Origin of the sequence: Sphingomonas sp. LHG3443-2, assembly GCF_049896405.1 — a bacterium.
Lineage (GTDB): Bacteria > Pseudomonadota > Alphaproteobacteria > Sphingomonadales > Sphingomonadaceae > Sphingomicrobium.
Genome location: NZ_JAFCUG010000001.1, coordinates 1,923,611 through 1,939,709, shown reverse-complemented (window position 1 = coordinate 1,939,709; position 16,099 = coordinate 1,923,611). Strand labels below are relative to the sequence as shown.

Below are 16,099 nucleotides of genomic sequence, written 5' to 3'. Positions count from 1 at the left end.
ATTGGAACAGCCGAGTGCATTGCTTGGACCGGTCGTCGCGCTGGTCGCCTGGTCGCTCGTCATGCTGGTGTGGATGGCGGTATCACGACGCGGCGCGTTCAAGCGGCTGGGCGTGTCGCTGCGCACCATTCCGCCGGGATCGCGCGGCGCTGCGCTCGACAATAGCCCGGAAGCCAAGGCGCAGTGGAAAGCGCACAATTACAATCACCTGATGGAACAGCCGACGATCTTCTACGCGATCGTGCTGGCGCTGGTACTGATGGGCTTCGACCATCCGATCAACGTCATGCTGGCGTGGGGCTATGTAATCCTGCGCATCATCCACAGCATCGTTCAGGCGACCGTCAACGTAGTGGCGATCCGGCTGACCCTGTTTGCCCTATCGACCCTGTGCCTCGCCAGCCTGACGATCCACGCCGGCCTTCGCCTCTGGCACTAACGGCTGAAGGCGGCCGCCAGCTCGACATGGGTCGACCAGCGGAACTGTCCGACGGGACGGACCCAGTCGAGCCGGTAGCCGCCTGACACCAATACCGCCGCATCGCGCGCGAAGGTCGCGGGATTGCAGCTGACGTAGGCAATACGCGGCACGCCTGAGGCTGCAAGCTCCGCCACCTGCGCTTCAGCGCCCGAGCGGGGCGGATCAAGCACCACTGCTTCGAACCCTGCGAGCTCGTTCACCATCAGGGGGCGGCGGTAGAGGTCGCGATGCTGCGCAGCGATCGCTGGCGCCGCCCGCTTGAGGGCCAACACAGCATCGCGGCTCGCTTCGGCCGCCAACACCTTGCCCGGCAGCGCCAGCGCAAAGGTGCCGATGCCGGCGAAAAGATCGGCGCACGTCTGAGCCTCGCCCACCCCTTCCCGCACTGCCTCGACCAGCGCTGCCTCGCCGTCATGCGTGGCCTGCAGGAAAGCGCCGATTGGCAGCGGGACCGGACGGCCCGACAGCGTCACGGTGGCGGGCCGCGGTTCCCAGCGGACCTCGGGGCCGAGCCCTTCATCGAGGCTGAGCCGCGCAAGACCCTGTTCCTGCGCGAAGTCGACCAGCCCCTGCGCGGCTTCGAAGCCCTCCGCCTTGACACCTTGCAGCAGCAAGTCGGCGCCCTGGTCGGCAAGGGTCAGCTGCACTTCGGCCGTCCGCTTGGGCGCAAGGAGCTTGCCGAGCAGGTCGCGCAAGGGGCTGAGTAAGGCGAACAGTTCGGGCCGAAGAATGTGGCATTCCTGAAGGTCGATGACCCGGTTCGACTTCTCGGCATTGAAACCGAGTACCACCTTGTTGCCGGCCTTGAGTGCCCGAAGGGTGGCCCGGCGGCGGCTGCGCGGCGGTGACGAGTGCGGCGTGCGGATCTCGCAGGCGAGGTCGTGCTGCGCCAGCGCGCCCGCAACCCGCGTGATGAGATATTCCACATAGGCCGCGTCATCGACATGCTGGAGCTGGCAGCCACCGCATTCGGGAAAGTGACGGCATGGCGGCAGCTGGCAGTGCGGACCGGGCGTGATCGCACCGTCGGCGTCGACGAGATCGCCCAGGGCCGCGAACGCGACATGGCGGCCGCTTGCCGTGACGCCGTCGCCCCGCGCAGCGATCCTGACGATGGCCTCGCTCATAGATGCTCCAGAAGATCATCGGCGATCATGCCCGGCCCTGCCCGCTCCGCCGCGCGGCCATGCAACCAGACACCGGCGCAAGCAGCCTCGAACGCCGACATGCCGCGTGCCCGCAATGCTGCGATCATGCCCGCGAGGACATCGCCGGTCCCTGCTGTTGCCAACCAGGCCGGCGCTGGCGGCGCGAAGCCGAGGCGGCCGTCGGGGCTTGCCACAAGCGTGTCGGCGCCCTTGAACACAACCACCGCACCAGAGGCCTCAGCGGCGGCCAGCGCCTGCTCGGCCTTGCTGCCGGGAAGCGTGCCGAACAGGCGCTCGAACTCGCCCGCGTGCGGCGCCACAATGGCATCCTGTCCCTTCAGCCGCGCCGGATCACCGATGAGGCCGATCGCCTCGGCATCGATTACCTTGGGCCGGCTGCTGGTCAGCGCCAGGGTTAGCAGCTGCGGCAGCTTGCCGAGACCGGGTCCTACCAGCACGCAGCCGATCCGCGGATCGTCGAGCTTGGCGTCACCGACCTCGACCACGCTGCGCGGCAAGCCGGCGATCGGGCGAGAAGTGGAGACACGGACATAGCCCGCGCCACTCCGGGCCGCGGCACTCGCCGCCAGCGCCATCGCTCCGGGCATTTCGCCCGCCAGACAATGCACCAGACCGCGGCTATATTTGTGCGCATCCGCCGCTACCGCCGGCAGCGCCGGCGCGCCGATCTCGAAGCAGCGGTCGTCCGCGGCAATTCCGATGTCGGCGAGCACCACCCGGCCCATGCGCGCCATTGCCGGCATCAGCCGGTGCGCTGGCTTGAGCGCGCCGAAACTCACGGTGAGGTCGAACGGCGGCACCGGCGACAGCAGCGCCCCGCTATCAGTCTCGACCCCGCTCGGCAGGTCGGCAGCGATGGCAAGGTGAGACCCGTTGGCCAGCGAGCAAAGCCGTTCGATCACAAGCGGTTCCAGCCCTCGCTTGAGGCCCGTTCCAAACAGACAGTCCAGCAGCAGCGGCGCCGGCGCGCACGTGTCGAGGCTCTCCACCGTCCCGCTCCATTGCCCCCGCGCCGCACGGGCAAGGTCGCTGGTCGGCTCGCCCAGCGCAGCCACCCGGACGGGCACGCCCCGCTTTGCGAGATGACGCGCTGCCACATAGCCGTCGCCGCCATTGTTGCCGGGACCGCATAGGACCAGCGCCGGCATGGGGCCGGCAAACCGGTAAGCCGCCTCGGCAAGACTCCGCCCCGCCCGCTCCATCAACTCGGCAAGGCTGCACGGTGCGGATGCCTCGGCCGCGCGCATGGCTTCGCCGGTAAGGATCGGCCTGCCGGCGCTCACCGGAGAAAGCTCGCGAGATGCCACCAGTCGGGCGGGCAGGCCGCCGCCGCTGCGTCACGCAACGCTTCGCTCTCGAAAAGCGCGAAGCAGGTCGCGCCCGAGCCCGACATGCGGATCACGTCGGCCCCGTCGCACTGCGTCAGCCAGTCGAGCACCCGACCAATCTCCGGCACCAGGTCGCGCGCCGGCGCCTCAAGGTCGTTGCGCCCGTTGCGCCACTCGCCAAGCGCACCGCGGTCGACCCCGTCCCAACCGGCAAACACCGCTGTCGTGGACAGCGGAAGCCGCGGATTGACGAGCAGGATCGGCGCTCCCGCCACGCCCGCATCGACCAGGGTCAGCGTGTCTCCCGCCCCCTCGCCGCGAGCGGTCATGCTGAGAAGGCACGCAGGCACATCGCTTCCCAAGCTCGGCGCAATCCGCTGAGCAAATGCGGGGTCGACACCCCACAGGCTTGTCAGCAGCCGCAGGGCCGCCGCCGCATCCGCCGATCCGCCCCCAATCCCGCTCGCCACCGGCAATCTTTTGTCCAGGGTGATGCGAACACCCTTGCCCACCCGTGCCTCGGCCGCGAGCGCCGCAGCGGCTCGGTGCACGAGATTGTCGGCCCCGTCGTCCAGCATGGCCGCAAAGGGTCCGGTCACGGTCAGCGACAGATCATCGGCCAGTTCGGCGGTCAGCCGGTCACCGTCAGTGCAGAAGGCAAAGATCGTCTCGAGATCGTGCCGCCCGTCCGGTCGCTTGCCCCGCACGTGCAGCGCAAGGTTGATCTTGGCGGCAGCAATCTCGGTTGCTGGCGGCCTGCTCACGGTGCCGCGGTCGCCGGGAGGAGACCGCCGGCCACCTTGGCCGCGATCCGTGCCCGCACATGGTCTTCGGCCGTCACCAGTGCCGCATTCCACGCAAAGCGCGCCTCATATTTGCGCCCGGCGGTGTAGAGGGCGTCACCAAGATGCTCGTGGATCTCGGCTTGGCCGGGATCGGCGGCTGCCGCGCGCTGGAGAGTGGCAATCGCTTCCGTCACCTTGCCGCGCTTGAATTGCGCCCAACCGAGCGAGTCGGTGATGGACGCGTCGTCCGGCGCGCGGCGGCTTGCCTCGGCGATCATGGCCTCGGCTTCGTCAAGCTTCTGCCCACGCTCCAGCCGGGCATAACCAAGATAGTTGAGCACCAACGCATTTTCGGGCGCCAACCGGTGCGCCAGTTCGAGCGCGCTTTCAGCCTGCGGCCACATCTTGGCCTGTTCAAGCGCGGCACCGCGCAGGAGGTGGATCGACCAGGGCTCCGGCCCTGCCCCGCCGGCCTGCACCGCCGCTGCCGCACCGCCGTAAGCGACGGCGGCGTCGCTGTGACGGTCCATCGCGTCGAGCACATCTCCGAGGCGCAGCCAGTCGATCGCTTGGACATCGTCCCCCGCCACAAAGGCGCGGGCGCGGGCAAGCGCTTCTTCCTTGCGGTCGGCACCCAGCAAGGCCCGCACCTCGGCGTCGCGCATCTCGCCCGCGAACGGCGACGCGTCAGGCACGCTGCGAAGAACAGCCAGGGCGTCATTCTCGCGCCCGCTGCGATCAAGCAGCAGGCCGACCAGCAGCGACGCCTGTTCGTTGCGCGGATCGGCATAGCGCGCGACCTGAGCGACGCTGAGCGGCAGGGTCCGGTTATCCTCGCCATCGAGGCTGGCGGCCAGCGCCGTCATCAGTTCGGAATAAGCCTGCGCCGAGGTGGCGATCAGCGGCTTGGGCTTGCGCTCTGCGGCAAGAACGGCGGCGGCTTGCCGCAAGGTCGAATCACGCCCAGCCAGCAGCGCCAGTCCAGCGTCGCGATCGCCATTGGCAGCCAAGCCGGAGGCAAAGGCGATGCGAAGCCGGTTCGAACGGCCACGCGCCGCTGCGAGCGCCGGCTGGATCAACGAGCGCGCCTCGGCGCTGCGTCCGGCAGCGAGCAGGATCAGCGCTTTCTGCTCAGGCACCAGCTCGGCGAGCGGGGCGTCGGCGGCAACGCGGTCGAGCAGCTGCACGGCTTCCTTCCACCGGCGCCGCTCGGCGAGGTGCCAGGCACCGACGAACGGTCCCATGAAGTCGATTTGCTGCGGAAACTCGCGCGTCAGCTGCTTGTCGAGGGTACGGGTCCGAAGGCCCTCGCCGATCCGCAGCAGTTGCGCTTCGACCGGGAGGTCGGGCAATGGCTTCTGCCCGGCAAGCCGCAGCGCAAGCGGCATGTCGCCCCCGAGGATCGCCTGACTAAGCGCCCGCTGGGCCATCGTCCCGTCGCCAGGGTCAGCCGCAGCGAGGCTGGCGTAGAGCATGGCCGCCCGGCGCGCGTCTCCGGCATCGGCGGCAGCCCGCGCCGCCACGAAGGTCGCGGCGCCCGAGCGAAGAAAGTCGACCCGCTCCCGCCCCGATGCGGCGCTCGCCGGAACCGCCGCTACCAGCGCAAGAGCGAAGACGAGACTACATGTTCGGGTAGTTAGGGCCACCGCCACCCTCCGGGGTCACCCAGTTGATGTTCTGGCATGGATCCTTGATGTCGCAGGTCTTGCAGTGAACGCAGTTCTGCGCGTTGATCTGCAGCCGCGGCGCGCCGCCTTCGACCACATATTCATAGACGCCGGCCGGGCAGTAACGCTGCTCCGGGCCGTCATACTCCGGCAGATTGACCCGCGTCGGAATCGTCGGATCCTTGAGCTGCAGGTGGACCGGCTGGTCCTCCTCATGATTGGTGTTCGACAGGAACACGCTCGACAGCTTGTCGAAGCTGATCACCCCGTCGGGCCGCGGATAATTGATCGGCGGGGCGATGTCGCGGCGCCACAACGTCTCGTGATCGGGATGATGCTTCATCTCGAACGGCAGGCTGAGCCCCAGGTGACGCAGCCACATGTCCGTGCCCGCGACCAAAGTGCCGATCGTCGCGCCGAGCTTGGCAACCGCCGGCTCGGCATTCTTCACCTTGCGCAATTCCTCACCGATCCAGCCATTTCTGACCGACGGCTCGTAATCGGCAAGAACATCGCTGCGCCGATCTGCAGCCACGGCAGCGAACGCCGCCTCGGCTGCCAGCATGCCCGACTTCATTGCCGTATGCGTGCCCTTGATCCGCGGCACGTTCACGAAACCCGCCGAGCAACCGATCAGGCAGCCGCCCGGGAACGCGAGCTTGGGAATGCTCTGCCATCCGCCTTCGTTGATCGCCCGCGCGCCGTACGACACGCGCCGCCCGCCCTCGAGCAAGGGCCGGATCGCCGGATGCTGCTTGTAGCGCTGCATCTCGTCGAACGGCGACAGGTGCGGGTTCTTGTAGTTGAGCGCGACCACGAAGCCGATCGACACCTGGTTGTTGTCCTGGTGGTAGATCCACCCGCCGCCCCACGCATCGTCCAGCGGCCAGCCCTGCGTGTGGATCACGGTGCCCGGCTTGTGCTTGGCAGGATCGACGTCCCACAACTCCTTGATGCCGATGCCGTAAACCTGCGGCTGGCAGTCGGCTTCGAGGTCGAATTGCTTCTTCAGCTGCTTGGTCAGGCTTCCGCGCGCGCCCTCGGCGAAGAAGGTGTAGCGGGCGTGCAGTTCCATGCCGGGCTGGTAGTCGCCCTTGTGGCTGCCATCACGGGCGATGCCCATCGCGCCGGTCGCCACGCCCTTCACCGATCCATCGTCGTTATAAAGCACCTCGGCCGCCGGGAAGCCGGGGAAGATTTCGACCCCAAGCTCTTCCGCCTTGCCGGCCAGCCAGCGGCAGAGATTGGCGAGGCTGCCAGTGAACGTCCCCTTGTTGTCGAGGAAGCTCGGCATCATCAGGTGCGGCAGGTTGTACTTCTTGCTCTTGGTCAGCACCCAATGGTGGTTGCTGGTGACCGGCACGCGGCCAAGCAGGCAAGAGCTGTCCTCGCGCCAGTCGGGGAGCAGTTCGTCGAGGCTCTTGGGATCGATCACCGCGCCTGACAGGATGTGGGCGCCGACCTCCGAGCCTTTTTCAAGGATGCAGACGCTGAGGTCGCGGCCGGCTTCGTTGGCCAACTGCTTCAGGCGGATCGCAGCGCTCAGCCCGGCCGGCCCCGCACCCACGATCACGACATCATATTCCATCGACTCCCGGTCGCTCATCGCCTGGCTCAAGTCCTTCTTTTCGTTGATCGTGGACTTGGCCTCCACCGCCACTTCCGTCAATGGTCGCAAGGACTATGCTGGAAGCGATGAGCGAGCGAGTGGAGGCAGGCGATCTGACCCGGGCGGAAGCGGCAAGCCTGCTTGCCTGGTGGGTCGAGGCTGGTGTCGATGTCGCCGTGCAGGAAGAGCCGCGCGACTGGCGGGCGCGGCGCGCGTCGCCGCCGCCCGAGCCGCAAGCGACTCCCGCGGTTCAGCCAGCCCGCCCGACCAGCGGCGGCACGCTTCCCACCACGCTGGAAGCCTTTCACGCCCACTTGGCCGAGAGCGCCGCCCTGCCGCTGTTCCGCGTCGGCGCGGCACGCGCCCTTCCGCACGGTCCGGCGGAGGCCGAGTTGATGCTGCTGACCGGAATCCCGGCGCCTGAGGACGCTGCCGAAGGCAAGCCGCTCGGAGGACCCGCCGCCCTTCTGGCCGAACGGATGCTGCGTGCAGTCGGCCTTGCTCCGGGCCAGGCCTATGTCGCCGCGCTGACCTGCTTTTCGGGCACCGGCACCCGCCTTTCGGATGCGGACAGTGCTGCCTGCCGCGATACGATCCTCGCCCAGATCGCGCTGGCAGCGCCCAAGCGCCTGCTGCTGCTGGGCGACCAGCCCGCCAAGCTGCTGCTCGGTCAGCCAATGGCCACCGCACGCGGCAAGCTGCACCGGATCGCCGGTGTGCCGACGGCGGTCACCTTTCCGCCGCGGCACTTGCTCGGCAACAATGCCCACAAGGCGCTCGCCTGGGCCGACCTCCAGCTCATCATGGGTGAATGATTTTGTTCGTACCTGCTTTTGCATCCGTGCTGCTTCTATCTTCCACCCAGCCGACCACGCCGCCCGACGATCCTTTGGCTCCGATCGAGGAGCCGCACGAAGCCCAAGTCCCTCCCCCGCCGCCCACTCCGGTCACCCCGGTGCTGGTAGTCCCGAAGGATTGGCCAGGCGTGTTTGCAGCAATCCGCTCCAGCCAGTGGGCGGCGGCCGCGGCAGGCATCAATGCCCTGCCCGCTTCACCGCTGAAGCCGCTGGCGCGCGCCCAGCTCTATACCGCCAAGGAATCGCCCGCGGTCACCGCTCAGCAAGTCCTCGCCCTGCTCGCCGAAGCACCAGAATTGCCGCAGGCCGAGCAACTACAGCGCCTCGCCATCGCTCGCGGCGCGACCGCCACGCCGCCGCTTCCGCGCCGCGCCGCGCTGGTGCCGATCGGCTCGGCGCCGCGCCGCGGCCGGGCCAGCCCGGTCACCGGCGAGCCCGAGGTCGATCGCCTGCGCAAGGCCATGGAGCCGCTGGTCAAGGTCGACGACGCGGCCGGAGCCGAGGCAATGCTGAACGCCTCCCTCCCCCTGATCAGCGCCGAAGCACGCGCCGAACTCGGCCAAAGGGTCGCGTGGATCTATTATGTCCGCGGCCAGGATGCCGAAGCGCGCCGCATGGCCGAGGTGGCGCGCAGCCCCTACACGCCGCCGCCGCCCCCGCCCGTGGTCATCCTGCCTCCGGCCGGCGACCCGCTTGGGCCGGGCCAGGTCACCGTGCCCGCTCCGCCCCCGCCGCCGCCAAGCGTCTCGGTCACCCGCGCGCCGACCGGGCCCTGGGTGCAGCAGGCCGAATGGGTCAGCGGCCTTGCCAGCTGGCGCATGAACGATTGCAACAGCGCCGCCCGCGCCTTTCGCGAAGTGGGCGACCGATCGCGTGAACCGAGCCTCGCTGCCGCCGGTCACTATTGGGCCGCCCGCGCCGAAATGGCCTGCCGCCGCCCGGCCGCGGTCCAGCCCCTGCTTCGGCTCGCCGCCCGCAATCCCGAGACCTTCTACGGCCTCCTGGCCCGCCGCACGCTGGCACAGGAAACCCGACTCAGCCCACTCGATCTCGGCGCGTATGGCAGTCTTACCCGTCTCCCCAACATCGCACGCGCGGAAGAACTGGTCCGCATCGGCGAGCGTGACCTCGCCGGCGAACTCCTGCGCCACCAGGCCCGCATCGGCACTCCGGCCGAGCAGCCCGCTCTGGTCGCCACCGCCGCCCGCCTCGAGCTTGCCGCCACCCAGCATTTCCTGGGCCATTTCGGCCAGCCAGGCGCCCGTGTTCAGCCCGCCGCGCGCTATCCTGCCCCGCGCTGGGCGCCGCGTGAAGGCTGGCGCATCGACCCGGCGCTGGCCCTCGCCCACACGCTGCAAGAATCGTCCTTCCGCGCTGAAGCAGTCAGCCAGGCCGGAGCGGTCGGGCTGATGCAGGTACTACCCTCGACCCGCGATCTCATCGTGCGCGCCCGCGGGCTCCAGCCCGGCGATCTGCGCAATCCGGCGGTGAACATCGGCTTCGGCCAAGCCTGGATCGAATGGATGCGCAGCCACTCGGCGACCGGCGGCCACTTGCCCAAGGTCATTGCCAGCTACAATGCGGGGCCGCTTCCTGTCGGCCGCTGGCAGGTCAACGATCGCGGCGATCCCTTGCTATGGATCGAATCCATGCCGTTCTGGGAAACCCGCTTCTACGTTCCTGCGGTGCTGCGCAACCTGTGGGTTTATGAGGGTTTCTCAGGGCAACCGACCACGACGCTCAGCGAACTGGCGCAGCATCGCTGGCCGACATTTCCGGTAAGGCGCTGACTCTAATTGCGGAACAGGAAATCCGGCCAGCGCGAATGCGGAGACCGCTTCAGCCGGCGCTGATCTTCTTCAAAGGCACGCTGCTGCTCTTCGGCCAGGCTGAGGCGCGGAGCCAGCGGCTGCTTGTCGGACGAAAAGCCCTTCTTCTCCATGCGCTTGGCGCTAGCGCACCGATGTGACGCCTTGCGCGCACTTATGTTGCGGATCGATGATGTTCTTGTTCTGTTCTGCCGCGGTGCTAGAATAGCGGCATGGCTGTCGAGTCGCTTTCCGGGCGCGGGGCTACCCGCAATGCCGTTCCGACGCGCTTCAACCTGCCCGAACGGTTGGTCGAGGGCGATTGGCTCGACGAAGTAGAGGCGCTCGACGGCGTGGCCCAGCGCCGCACCACCATCACGGTGGAACGGCCGAAGTCGATCCTCACTCGCAACAGCTCGCCCGACATCGGCTTCGACCGCTCGATCAATCCGTATCGCGGCTGCGAACATGGCTGCATCTACTGCTTCGCGCGGCCCACCCACGCTTATCATGATCTCTCGCCGGGCGCGGATTTCGAGAGCCGCCTGTTCGTCAAACCAGATGCCGCCAAGCTGCTCCACGCGGCCTTGTCACGGCCGGGCTATGACGTGGCGCCGATCGCACTTGGCACCAACACCGATCCCTATCAGCCGATCGAAGGTCGTTTTCGGATCACCCGTTCGATCATCGAATTGCTGACGGAGACCGGCCACCCCTTCACCATCACGACCAAGTCGGACCGGGTGCTGCGTGACCTCGACCTCATTGCGCCCGCCGCTCACCGCGGATTGGCGGCCGTGGCAATGTCGGTGACCTCGCTCGACCCTTCGATCAGCCACACGCTTGAGCCTCGCGCGCCGGCCGGCCGCAAGCGGATTGCCGCAATCCAGCGCCTGCAGGAGGCGGGTGTGCCGACCCTGCTTGCCGTGGCGCCGATCGTTCCGCAAATCACCGACCACGAGCTCGAGCAGATCGTGGCCGCGGGCGCCGCGGCGGGCGCGCGGGCCGCCTTCTACCTTCCCGTTCGCTTGCCTCATGAAGTGGCGCCGCTATTTCGTGCCTGGCTCGACGAACATTATCCCGATCGCGCCGCCAAGGTGATGGCTACCATCCAGTCGATGCGCGGGGGCAAGGACAATGATCCGAACTTCTTCACCCGCATGCAGGGTCAGGGTCCGTGGGCCGATCTCCTCCGCACCCGCTTCGCCGCCGCGACCCGCAAGGCCGGGCTTGGCACCGGTCGCCTGACCCTCCGCCGCGATCTCTTCCGACCGCCCGAAGGACGGCAGATGCGCCTGCTCTAGGGTGCTTGCGCTTGGGTGCGGCCGCTCTAAACCCTGCCCTCATGCGCATCCTCCTTGCCGGCCTGCTCGCCGCGACCGCTCTTCCCGCCCTTGCCCAGCCGACGCGGGCCCAGGACCCTTACGCCTTTGTCGCCGCGCTGCGCACCGACGCGCTCAGCGACGAACATGCCTGGCGGATTACCGAAGACCTCACCACCGAAGTCGGCCAGCGCCTTGCCGGCACCGAGGCCGAGGCCCGCGCCCGGGCCTGGGCGGTGCGCCGCCTGACCGCGATGGGCTTTGCCAATGTCCGCGTCGATGACTTCCCCATGCCGGTCTGGGAACGCGGCGCCGAAAGTGCCGAGCTGCTCGGTCCCTATCCGCAAAAGCTGGCGGTCGCCGCGCTCGGCAACAGCGCTTCCACCCCTGCGGGTGGGATCAGCGCCGAAGTCATCAGCTTCCCCGACGTCGACGCACTTCGCGCCGCACCGGCCGAGCAGGTCCGCGGCAAAATCGTTTATATCGGCCACGCCATGCCGCGCACCGAAGACGGTAGCGGCTACGGCGTCTTCGGCGCGCCCCGCCGCCAGGGCCCGACCGTAGCGTCGCAAAAGGGCGCCGTCGGGATCATCATCCGCTCGATCGGCACCGATCGCGAGCACCGCAATCCGCATACGGGCGTGATGAACTTTGCCGAAGGTGCGACCCCGATTCCCGCCGGCGCGCTTGCCAATCCCGATGCCGACCAGCTCGAGCGTATCTTCGCTCGCGGGCAGCGCCCGACCCTGCGCCTGACACTTCAGTCAAAGGTCACGCAGGGGCGTTCCGGCAATGTCATCGCCGAAGTGCCCGGCCGCGACCGCAATGCCGCGCCGGTGCTGGTCTCCTGCCACCTCGATAGCTGGGACCTTGGCACCGGCGCGCTCGACGACGCGGCCGGCTGCGGGATCGTCACGGCGGCTGCCAAGCGGATCATGGACGCCGGCGTGCCCGCCCGTCCGATTCGCATCGTCTGGTTCGGCGCCGAGGAAGTCGGCCTGTTCGGGGGCCTCGATTACCGCGCCAGATACGGAAAGCTGCCGCACCACGCGATCATGGAAAGCGACTTTGGCGCCGACCGCGTGTGGAAAGTCGACAGCCGCCTCGGCAAGGAGCGTGAAGCCGAGGCCAAGCGCCTCCAGCGCATGCTCCAGCCGCTCGGCATCGTGCCGGGCAGCCTGACGGAGACCGAAGGCTCCGACATCGGACCGATGGTGGCCGATGGCCTTCCCGGGGCTGCGCTCTCACAGGACGGCACGCGCTATTTCGACGTCCACCACACGCCCGATGACACGTTGGCGATGATCGACAAGAAGCAGATGCAGCAGAATGTCGCAGCCTGGACCACTGCCGTGGCAGTGCTCGCCGGTCCGGTCGAGACCCGCCCGCGGCCGGCTCGCCGGCGCGCGCGGTGACCGGCTGGCGCCTTTCAGCGCTCGTCGCCCTTGCCCTGCTGGCGAGTGCCTGCAAGGCCGGGAATTCCGACGGTGATGTGCAGCCGCTGCCCGAGCAGTCGGGCGAAAGCGCCAATGCCCTGATGGCCGAGGCCGAGCGCGCTGCCGCCAATGCCGCACAGCGCGCGGAAACCGACGGCCCTCCTGCTCGTTCTGCCAGCGAAACCGTCAACGAGGTAACGCCATGATCCGCCAAGCTGCCCTGATCGCCCTTCCGCTGGCACTCGCCGCCTGCAACGTGGAGCGCGATCCCGGCAACGATACGACCTCGATCAGCGTCAACGAGCAGAAGGTCGAAGGAGCGGTCGATGGCGTCGGCAACGCGCTTGAGGACGCCGGTCGTGAGGTCAGGGACGCGGCCGACAAGGCAGCTCCGGCGATTGAAGATGCGGCGAGCGATGTCGGCAACGCAGCCGACCGTGCCGGCGACAAGATCGAAGCCGGTGCCGAAGGTGCCGCGCGCGGCGTCCGCGAAGAAAGCCGCGACAACGCGCCGCCCGCCAACAAGCAGTAATTGGTGGGCCCGGAGGGATTCGAACCCCCAACCTGGCCGTTATGAGCGGCTGGCTCTACCGTTGAGCTACAGGCCCCGGGCCACCCTCTAGCCGCGTGTCGCGTACCGGCCAAGCGCCTCTGGCACACGGCTTTTGCGGGCAATCTGGAGAGAGGTGTGGCGCTTGCGCCAAGCACCTGCTAGGCGCCTGCCCGTCGGGGGGTAGCTCAGTCTGGTAGAGCAGCCGCTTTGGGAGCGGCAGGCCGCAGGTTCGAATCCTGTCCCCCCGACCATCGTTTTCAGGTCGCCAGAGGCAAGAGCAGCACGAGCCGGTCGGCGCCGATGTCGAGCCGGCCGCCGGTCATCACGGCCAATCCTTGCACCAGCCGCAGGGCGAAGCGCATTCCGGCCCGGCCGCGATCGGCAAGGATTTGCTGTTCGGTAAGGCCGCGAAGCGCGGTCACCCGATCGACGCCGATGGCAAGGCTCGAATCGAGGCGATCGACCACAATCCCGATCTGCTCGCCCGCCACCGCCGGTTCGATCATCGCCGCGCTGAACTGTCGCACCAGGCGCTCGGCGAGCGGCGGCGGCAGCGCGACGCGCGCGTCCCCGGCCCGATCTTCGACCCGCACCCGCAACCCGCGGCCCTCCGCCTCGCCGCGAATATCCTCGATCACGCCGCGCAACCCGTCGAGACCGCTTGTTCCATCCCCCTGCAACCGCCCCGACCGAACCCGCGCGGCAAGGTCGAGGTTGTCGACGGCATCGGACAAGCGGCGTGCCTGCCGGACGATCTCGGCGGCTCGTTCGCGATAGGAGCGATGTGCAGGGCCGAGATACTGACCTTCGATAATCTCGCCGAAGCCGATGATGGCGTTCAACGGGGTGCGAAGCTCGTGCATGAGTTCGCGAAGGCCGTCGTCCTCGGCGGGCAGCACGTCGGCGGCGGGGCGCTCGGCCTGTTGGGGCAGGTCACCTTCGCGGCGCGCGACACCTCGGTAGCCGGCGAACCGCCCAGTGTCGGCAAAGAAAGCGGGCGCACCGCTCCACCGCCATTCACCCGCGAGCGCGCCGTCTTCGGCGAGCACCAGCGGCTCATCGGCAAAGGGAAGCCGCGCTGTGAAAGGATCGGCAAAGCTTTCCGCGACGCTGCGGCCGACCAGCGCCGCGCGGGCAATGCCCTCGACCCAATCGATTTCACCGGTTGGGCCGGTTTCCCAACGAAACAGGCCGCCGGGCAAGGGAAAGGCCTCCGCCTCTTCCTGCTCCGGCTCTGCCGGGACGACGCGCGCTGGCGGTGACGTGAGAACCTCGTCAACTACGGTGGCCGTCGGCATTGCGGGATCAGGAACCGGCGGTTGCGGTTCGCTCTCGTCGCCGTGACCAAGCGCAAGCAGCAAGGGCTGGACATCTTCGGCCGCGACCGCGCGCACCGCAGCCCAGCCCGCAGGGCTGAGCCGGGCTGCCGCAAGCAGCGCAGCCGAAGCCCCGGCCCCACGTGCCGCGAATAGCGCGACCAGCTCAGCGGGCACGTCGCGCCCGGCAATCGCGCGAGCCGTCGCGGAAAGCAGATCGACCGGCAGATCTTTCATCAGTTGCGCAATCCGCGCCATCGCGCGTTCCGCAAGGTCCGCACTGACCTCATCCCCGCGGGCCAGCAGCTCGACCAGTTGACGCCATTGTACCGCCCGCCCGCGCGCATCCGCAGCGGGCTGGCCAAGCACAGTCGCCAGGCGGTCATCATAACGCAAGTGGGCAGGACTTTCGCGTGTGGTGGGTCACGGGAGGGAGATGGACTGCTGTTAACGCAGAGAAAAGGTGTTGGACGTTAAGCATCCCATAACGGGACTGTAGGCGACAAGAGCTGACGGACTGCTGTCTGGGTAGCGCTGGAGGCCCCTACGCACGGCAAGGTGGCTGTGCTAACCGCTCGTCCATGTTCATTTCCTTTGTAGAGGCGCTCCGCAAAGGCGGCATCCTTGCCAGCCTCAAGGAACATCTGCTGCTTCTTGAAGCGCTCGATGCCGGTGTGATCGAGCAGTCCCCCGAGGAGTTCTACTATCTCGCACGCTCCGTCTTCGTGCATGACGAAACCAAGCTCGACCGCTTCGACCGGATCTTCGGAGAGGTGTTCAAGGGCCTGGTCGGGGGGGCCGAGGAGAGCGTCACCATTCCCGAGGAGTGGCTTCGCCTCGTTGCAGAGAAATACCTTACCCCCGAAGAGATGGAGAAGGTAAAGTCGCTCGGCTCCTGGGACGAGATCATGGAGACGCTCAAGAAGCGGCTCGAGGAGCAGCACGGCCGGCATCAGGGCGGCAGCAAGTGGATCGGCACCGGCGGCACGTCGCCGTTCGGTCACGGCGGCTATAATCCCGAAGGCGTCCGCATCGGCGGACCGGGCAAGCACGGCCGCGCAATCAAGGTGTGGGAAAAGCGCGAGTTCCAGGATCTCGACGACCGGCGTGAGATCGGCACCCGCGCAATCAAGGTGGCGCTGCGCCGGCTACGCCGCTTCGCCCGCGAAGGCGCCGCCGACGAACTTGATCTCGAAGGTACCATCGACGGCACCGCTCGCCGCGGCTGGCTCGATGTCCGGATGCGGCCGGAGCGACACAATGCGGTGAAGCTGCTGCTGTTTCTCGACATCGGCGGGTCGATGGACGGGCACGTCCGGCTGGTGGAAGAATTGTTCAGTGCTTGCCGGACCGAGTTCAAGCATCTCGAACACTATTACTTCCACAACTGCATCTACGAGGGCGTTTGGAAGGAGAATCGGCGGCGGTGGACCGAGCGGATCAATACGTTCGACATCATTCACCGCTTCGGGTCTGACCATAAACTGGTGATCGTCGGCGATGCGGCGATGAGCCCGTACGAGGTGACGCATCCCGGCGGAAGTATCGAGCATATGAACGAAGAAGCGGGCGCGGTGTGGCTGAAGCGGTTGACGGACGCTTATGCCAGCGCCGCGTGGATCAATCCGACACCGGAGCCTTATTGGGGCCACTCCGCCTCGACCGCGCTGCTGCGCAAGCTCATGGACGACCGCATGTTTCCCTTGAGCCTGCAAGGGCTTGAGGCAGCGATGCGTACACTTGCTCGCAAGAAGTAGAAGGCGAGCAA

15 protein-coding genes and 2 tRNA genes are annotated in these 16,099 nt (G+C 67.8%); 9 read left to right on the top strand and 8 right to left on the bottom strand.

Translation table 11 applies throughout. From position 1 onward, the window contains the following. Position 1 precedes the first annotated feature (1 nt). The gene (locus ACP69Z_RS09625) at positions 2-439 is read left to right on the top strand and encodes an MAPEG family protein (protein ID WP_426267278.1); all 438 of its coding nucleotides are present in this window, start codon (positions 2-4) and stop codon (positions 437-439) included. Here the strand turns inward: ACP69Z_RS09625 and ACP69Z_RS09620 are convergent. From ACP69Z_RS09620 to ACP69Z_RS09600, 5 genes are read right to left on the bottom strand one after another with little or no spacing between them, the layout of a single operon-like run. After that, complete coding sequence (locus ACP69Z_RS09620) at positions 436-1,608, bottom strand: class I SAM-dependent RNA methyltransferase (protein ID WP_426267277.1); 1,173 nt, start codon at positions 1,606-1,608, stop codon at positions 436-438. The genes ACP69Z_RS09625 and ACP69Z_RS09620 overlap by 4 nt on opposite strands. Further along, positions 1,605-2,957, bottom strand: coding sequence for an NAD(P)H-hydrate dehydratase (locus ACP69Z_RS09615; RefSeq protein WP_426267276.1), 1,353 nt, complete (start codon positions 2,955-2,957; stop codon positions 1,605-1,607). Before ACP69Z_RS09615 ends, ACP69Z_RS09620 begins: the two co-directional genes overlap by 4 nt. Then, positions 2,930-3,742, bottom strand: coding sequence for a 4-(cytidine 5'-diphospho)-2-C-methyl-D-erythritol kinase (locus tag ACP69Z_RS09610; RefSeq protein ID WP_426267275.1), 813 nt, complete (start codon positions 3,740-3,742; stop codon positions 2,930-2,932). The genes ACP69Z_RS09615 and ACP69Z_RS09610 overlap by 28 nt, the downstream gene beginning before the upstream one ends. After that, on the bottom strand, positions 3,739-5,409 hold the full coding sequence (locus tag ACP69Z_RS09605; protein ID WP_426267274.1) for a tetratricopeptide repeat protein: 1,671 nt from the start codon (positions 5,407-5,409) through the stop codon (positions 3,739-3,741). The genes ACP69Z_RS09610 and ACP69Z_RS09605 overlap by 4 nt, the downstream gene beginning before the upstream one ends. Continuing rightward, positions 5,384-7,036 carry an electron transfer flavoprotein-ubiquinone oxidoreductase gene (locus ACP69Z_RS09600; protein WP_426268080.1) on the bottom strand — a complete coding sequence of 551 codons (1,653 nt, stop codon included), beginning with the start codon at positions 7,034-7,036 and terminating at the stop codon, positions 5,384-5,386. The genes ACP69Z_RS09605 and ACP69Z_RS09600 overlap by 26 nt, the downstream gene beginning before the upstream one ends. Before the next feature lie 62 nt (positions 7,037-7,098). Between ACP69Z_RS09600 and ACP69Z_RS09595 the strand changes: the two genes are divergently transcribed. Both ACP69Z_RS09595 and ACP69Z_RS09590 read left to right on the top strand, forming a co-directional pair. Next, the gene (locus tag ACP69Z_RS09595; protein ID WP_426267273.1) at positions 7,099-7,854 is read left to right on the top strand and encodes a uracil-DNA glycosylase family protein; all 756 of its coding nucleotides are present in this window, start codon (positions 7,099-7,101) and stop codon (positions 7,852-7,854) included. Further along, positions 7,851-9,686, top strand: coding sequence for a transglycosylase SLT domain-containing protein (locus ACP69Z_RS09590; protein ID WP_426267272.1), 1,836 nt, complete (start codon positions 7,851-7,853; stop codon positions 9,684-9,686). Before ACP69Z_RS09595 ends, ACP69Z_RS09590 begins: the two co-directional genes overlap by 4 nt. A gap of 2 nt (positions 9,687-9,688) precedes the next feature. On the opposite strand, the gene ACP69Z_RS09585 is transcribed toward ACP69Z_RS09590, so the two are convergent. After that, positions 9,689-9,838 (bottom strand): hypothetical protein, encoded by a 150-nt coding sequence (locus ACP69Z_RS09585; protein ID WP_426267271.1) that lies wholly within the window; start codon positions 9,836-9,838, stop codon positions 9,689-9,691. A gap of 99 nt (positions 9,839-9,937) precedes the next feature. Between ACP69Z_RS09585 and ACP69Z_RS09580 the strand changes: the two genes are divergently transcribed. The 4 genes from ACP69Z_RS09580 to ACP69Z_RS09565 are packed head-to-tail and all read left to right on the top strand — an operon-like array spanning position 9,938 to position 12,994. Continuing rightward, entirely contained in the window at positions 9,938-11,008 is a 1,071-nt protein-coding gene (locus ACP69Z_RS09580) for a PA0069 family radical SAM protein (protein WP_426267270.1), read from the top strand. A gap of 41 nt (positions 11,009-11,049) precedes the next feature. Continuing rightward, a complete protein-coding gene (locus tag ACP69Z_RS09575) occupies positions 11,050-12,441 on the top strand; it encodes a M28 family peptidase (protein ID WP_426267269.1) in 1,392 nt (463 codons plus the stop codon). Then, the gene (locus ACP69Z_RS09570; protein ID WP_426267268.1) at positions 12,438-12,668 is read left to right on the top strand and encodes a hypothetical protein; all 231 of its coding nucleotides are present in this window, start codon (positions 12,438-12,440) and stop codon (positions 12,666-12,668) included. Before ACP69Z_RS09575 ends, ACP69Z_RS09570 begins: the two co-directional genes overlap by 4 nt. Next, positions 12,665-12,994 carry a hypothetical protein gene (locus ACP69Z_RS09565; RefSeq protein WP_426267267.1) on the top strand — a complete coding sequence of 110 codons (330 nt, stop codon included), beginning with the start codon at positions 12,665-12,667 and terminating at the stop codon, positions 12,992-12,994. Before ACP69Z_RS09570 ends, ACP69Z_RS09565 begins: the two co-directional genes overlap by 4 nt. Position 12,995: 1 nt before the next feature. On the opposite strand, the gene ACP69Z_RS09560 is transcribed toward ACP69Z_RS09565, so the two are convergent. Continuing rightward, a tRNA-Ile gene (locus ACP69Z_RS09560) sits at positions 12,996-13,070 on the bottom strand. A 119-nt stretch (positions 13,071-13,189) separates the two neighbouring features. Here ACP69Z_RS09560 and ACP69Z_RS09555 point away from each other — a divergent pair. Continuing rightward, positions 13,190-13,266 (top strand) — tRNA-Pro (locus ACP69Z_RS09555). A gap of 6 nt (positions 13,267-13,272) precedes the next feature. Here ACP69Z_RS09555 and ACP69Z_RS09550 read toward each other — a convergent pair. Further along, the gene (locus tag ACP69Z_RS09550; RefSeq protein ID WP_426267266.1) at positions 13,273-14,727 is read right to left on the bottom strand and encodes a histidine kinase dimerization/phospho-acceptor domain-containing protein; all 1,455 of its coding nucleotides are present in this window, start codon (positions 14,725-14,727) and stop codon (positions 13,273-13,275) included. A 185-nt stretch (positions 14,728-14,912) separates the two neighbouring features. On the opposite strand from ACP69Z_RS09550, the gene ACP69Z_RS09545 reads away from it, so the two are divergent. Continuing rightward, entirely contained in the window at positions 14,913-16,088 is a 1,176-nt protein-coding gene (locus ACP69Z_RS09545; protein ID WP_426267265.1) for a vWA domain-containing protein, read from the top strand. Positions 16,089-16,099 lie beyond the last annotated feature (11 nt).

What these genes read in the sequence shown, in the direction of transcription:
- ACP69Z_RS09565 (WP_426267267.1), top strand. Translation starts at nt 12,665, where the DNA reads ATGATCCGCCAAGCTGCCCTGATCGCCCTTCCGCTGGCACTCGCCGCC.
- ACP69Z_RS09620 (WP_426267277.1), bottom strand. Translation starts at nt 1,608, where the DNA reads ATGAGCGAGGCCATCGTCAGGATCGCTGCGCGGGGCGACGGCGTCACG.
- ACP69Z_RS09545 (WP_426267265.1), top strand. Translation starts at nt 14,913, where the DNA reads ATGTTCATTTCCTTTGTAGAGGCGCTCCGCAAAGGCGGCATCCTTGCC.
- ACP69Z_RS09585 (WP_426267271.1), bottom strand. Translation starts at nt 9,838, where the DNA reads ATGGAGAAGAAGGGCTTTTCGTCCGACAAGCAGCCGCTGGCTCCGCGC.
- ACP69Z_RS09595 (WP_426267273.1), top strand. Translation starts at nt 7,099, where the DNA reads ATGGTCGCAAGGACTATGCTGGAAGCGATGAGCGAGCGAGTGGAGGCA.
- ACP69Z_RS09600 (WP_426268080.1), bottom strand. Translation starts at nt 7,036, where the DNA reads ATGAGCGACCGGGAGTCGATGGAATATGATGTCGTGATCGTGGGTGCG.
- ACP69Z_RS09575 (WP_426267269.1), top strand. Translation starts at nt 11,050, where the DNA reads ATGCGCATCCTCCTTGCCGGCCTGCTCGCCGCGACCGCTCTTCCCGCC.
- ACP69Z_RS09580 (WP_426267270.1), top strand. Translation starts at nt 9,938, where the DNA reads ATGGCTGTCGAGTCGCTTTCCGGGCGCGGGGCTACCCGCAATGCCGTT.
- ACP69Z_RS09590 (WP_426267272.1), top strand. Translation starts at nt 7,851, where the DNA reads ATGATTTTGTTCGTACCTGCTTTTGCATCCGTGCTGCTTCTATCTTCC.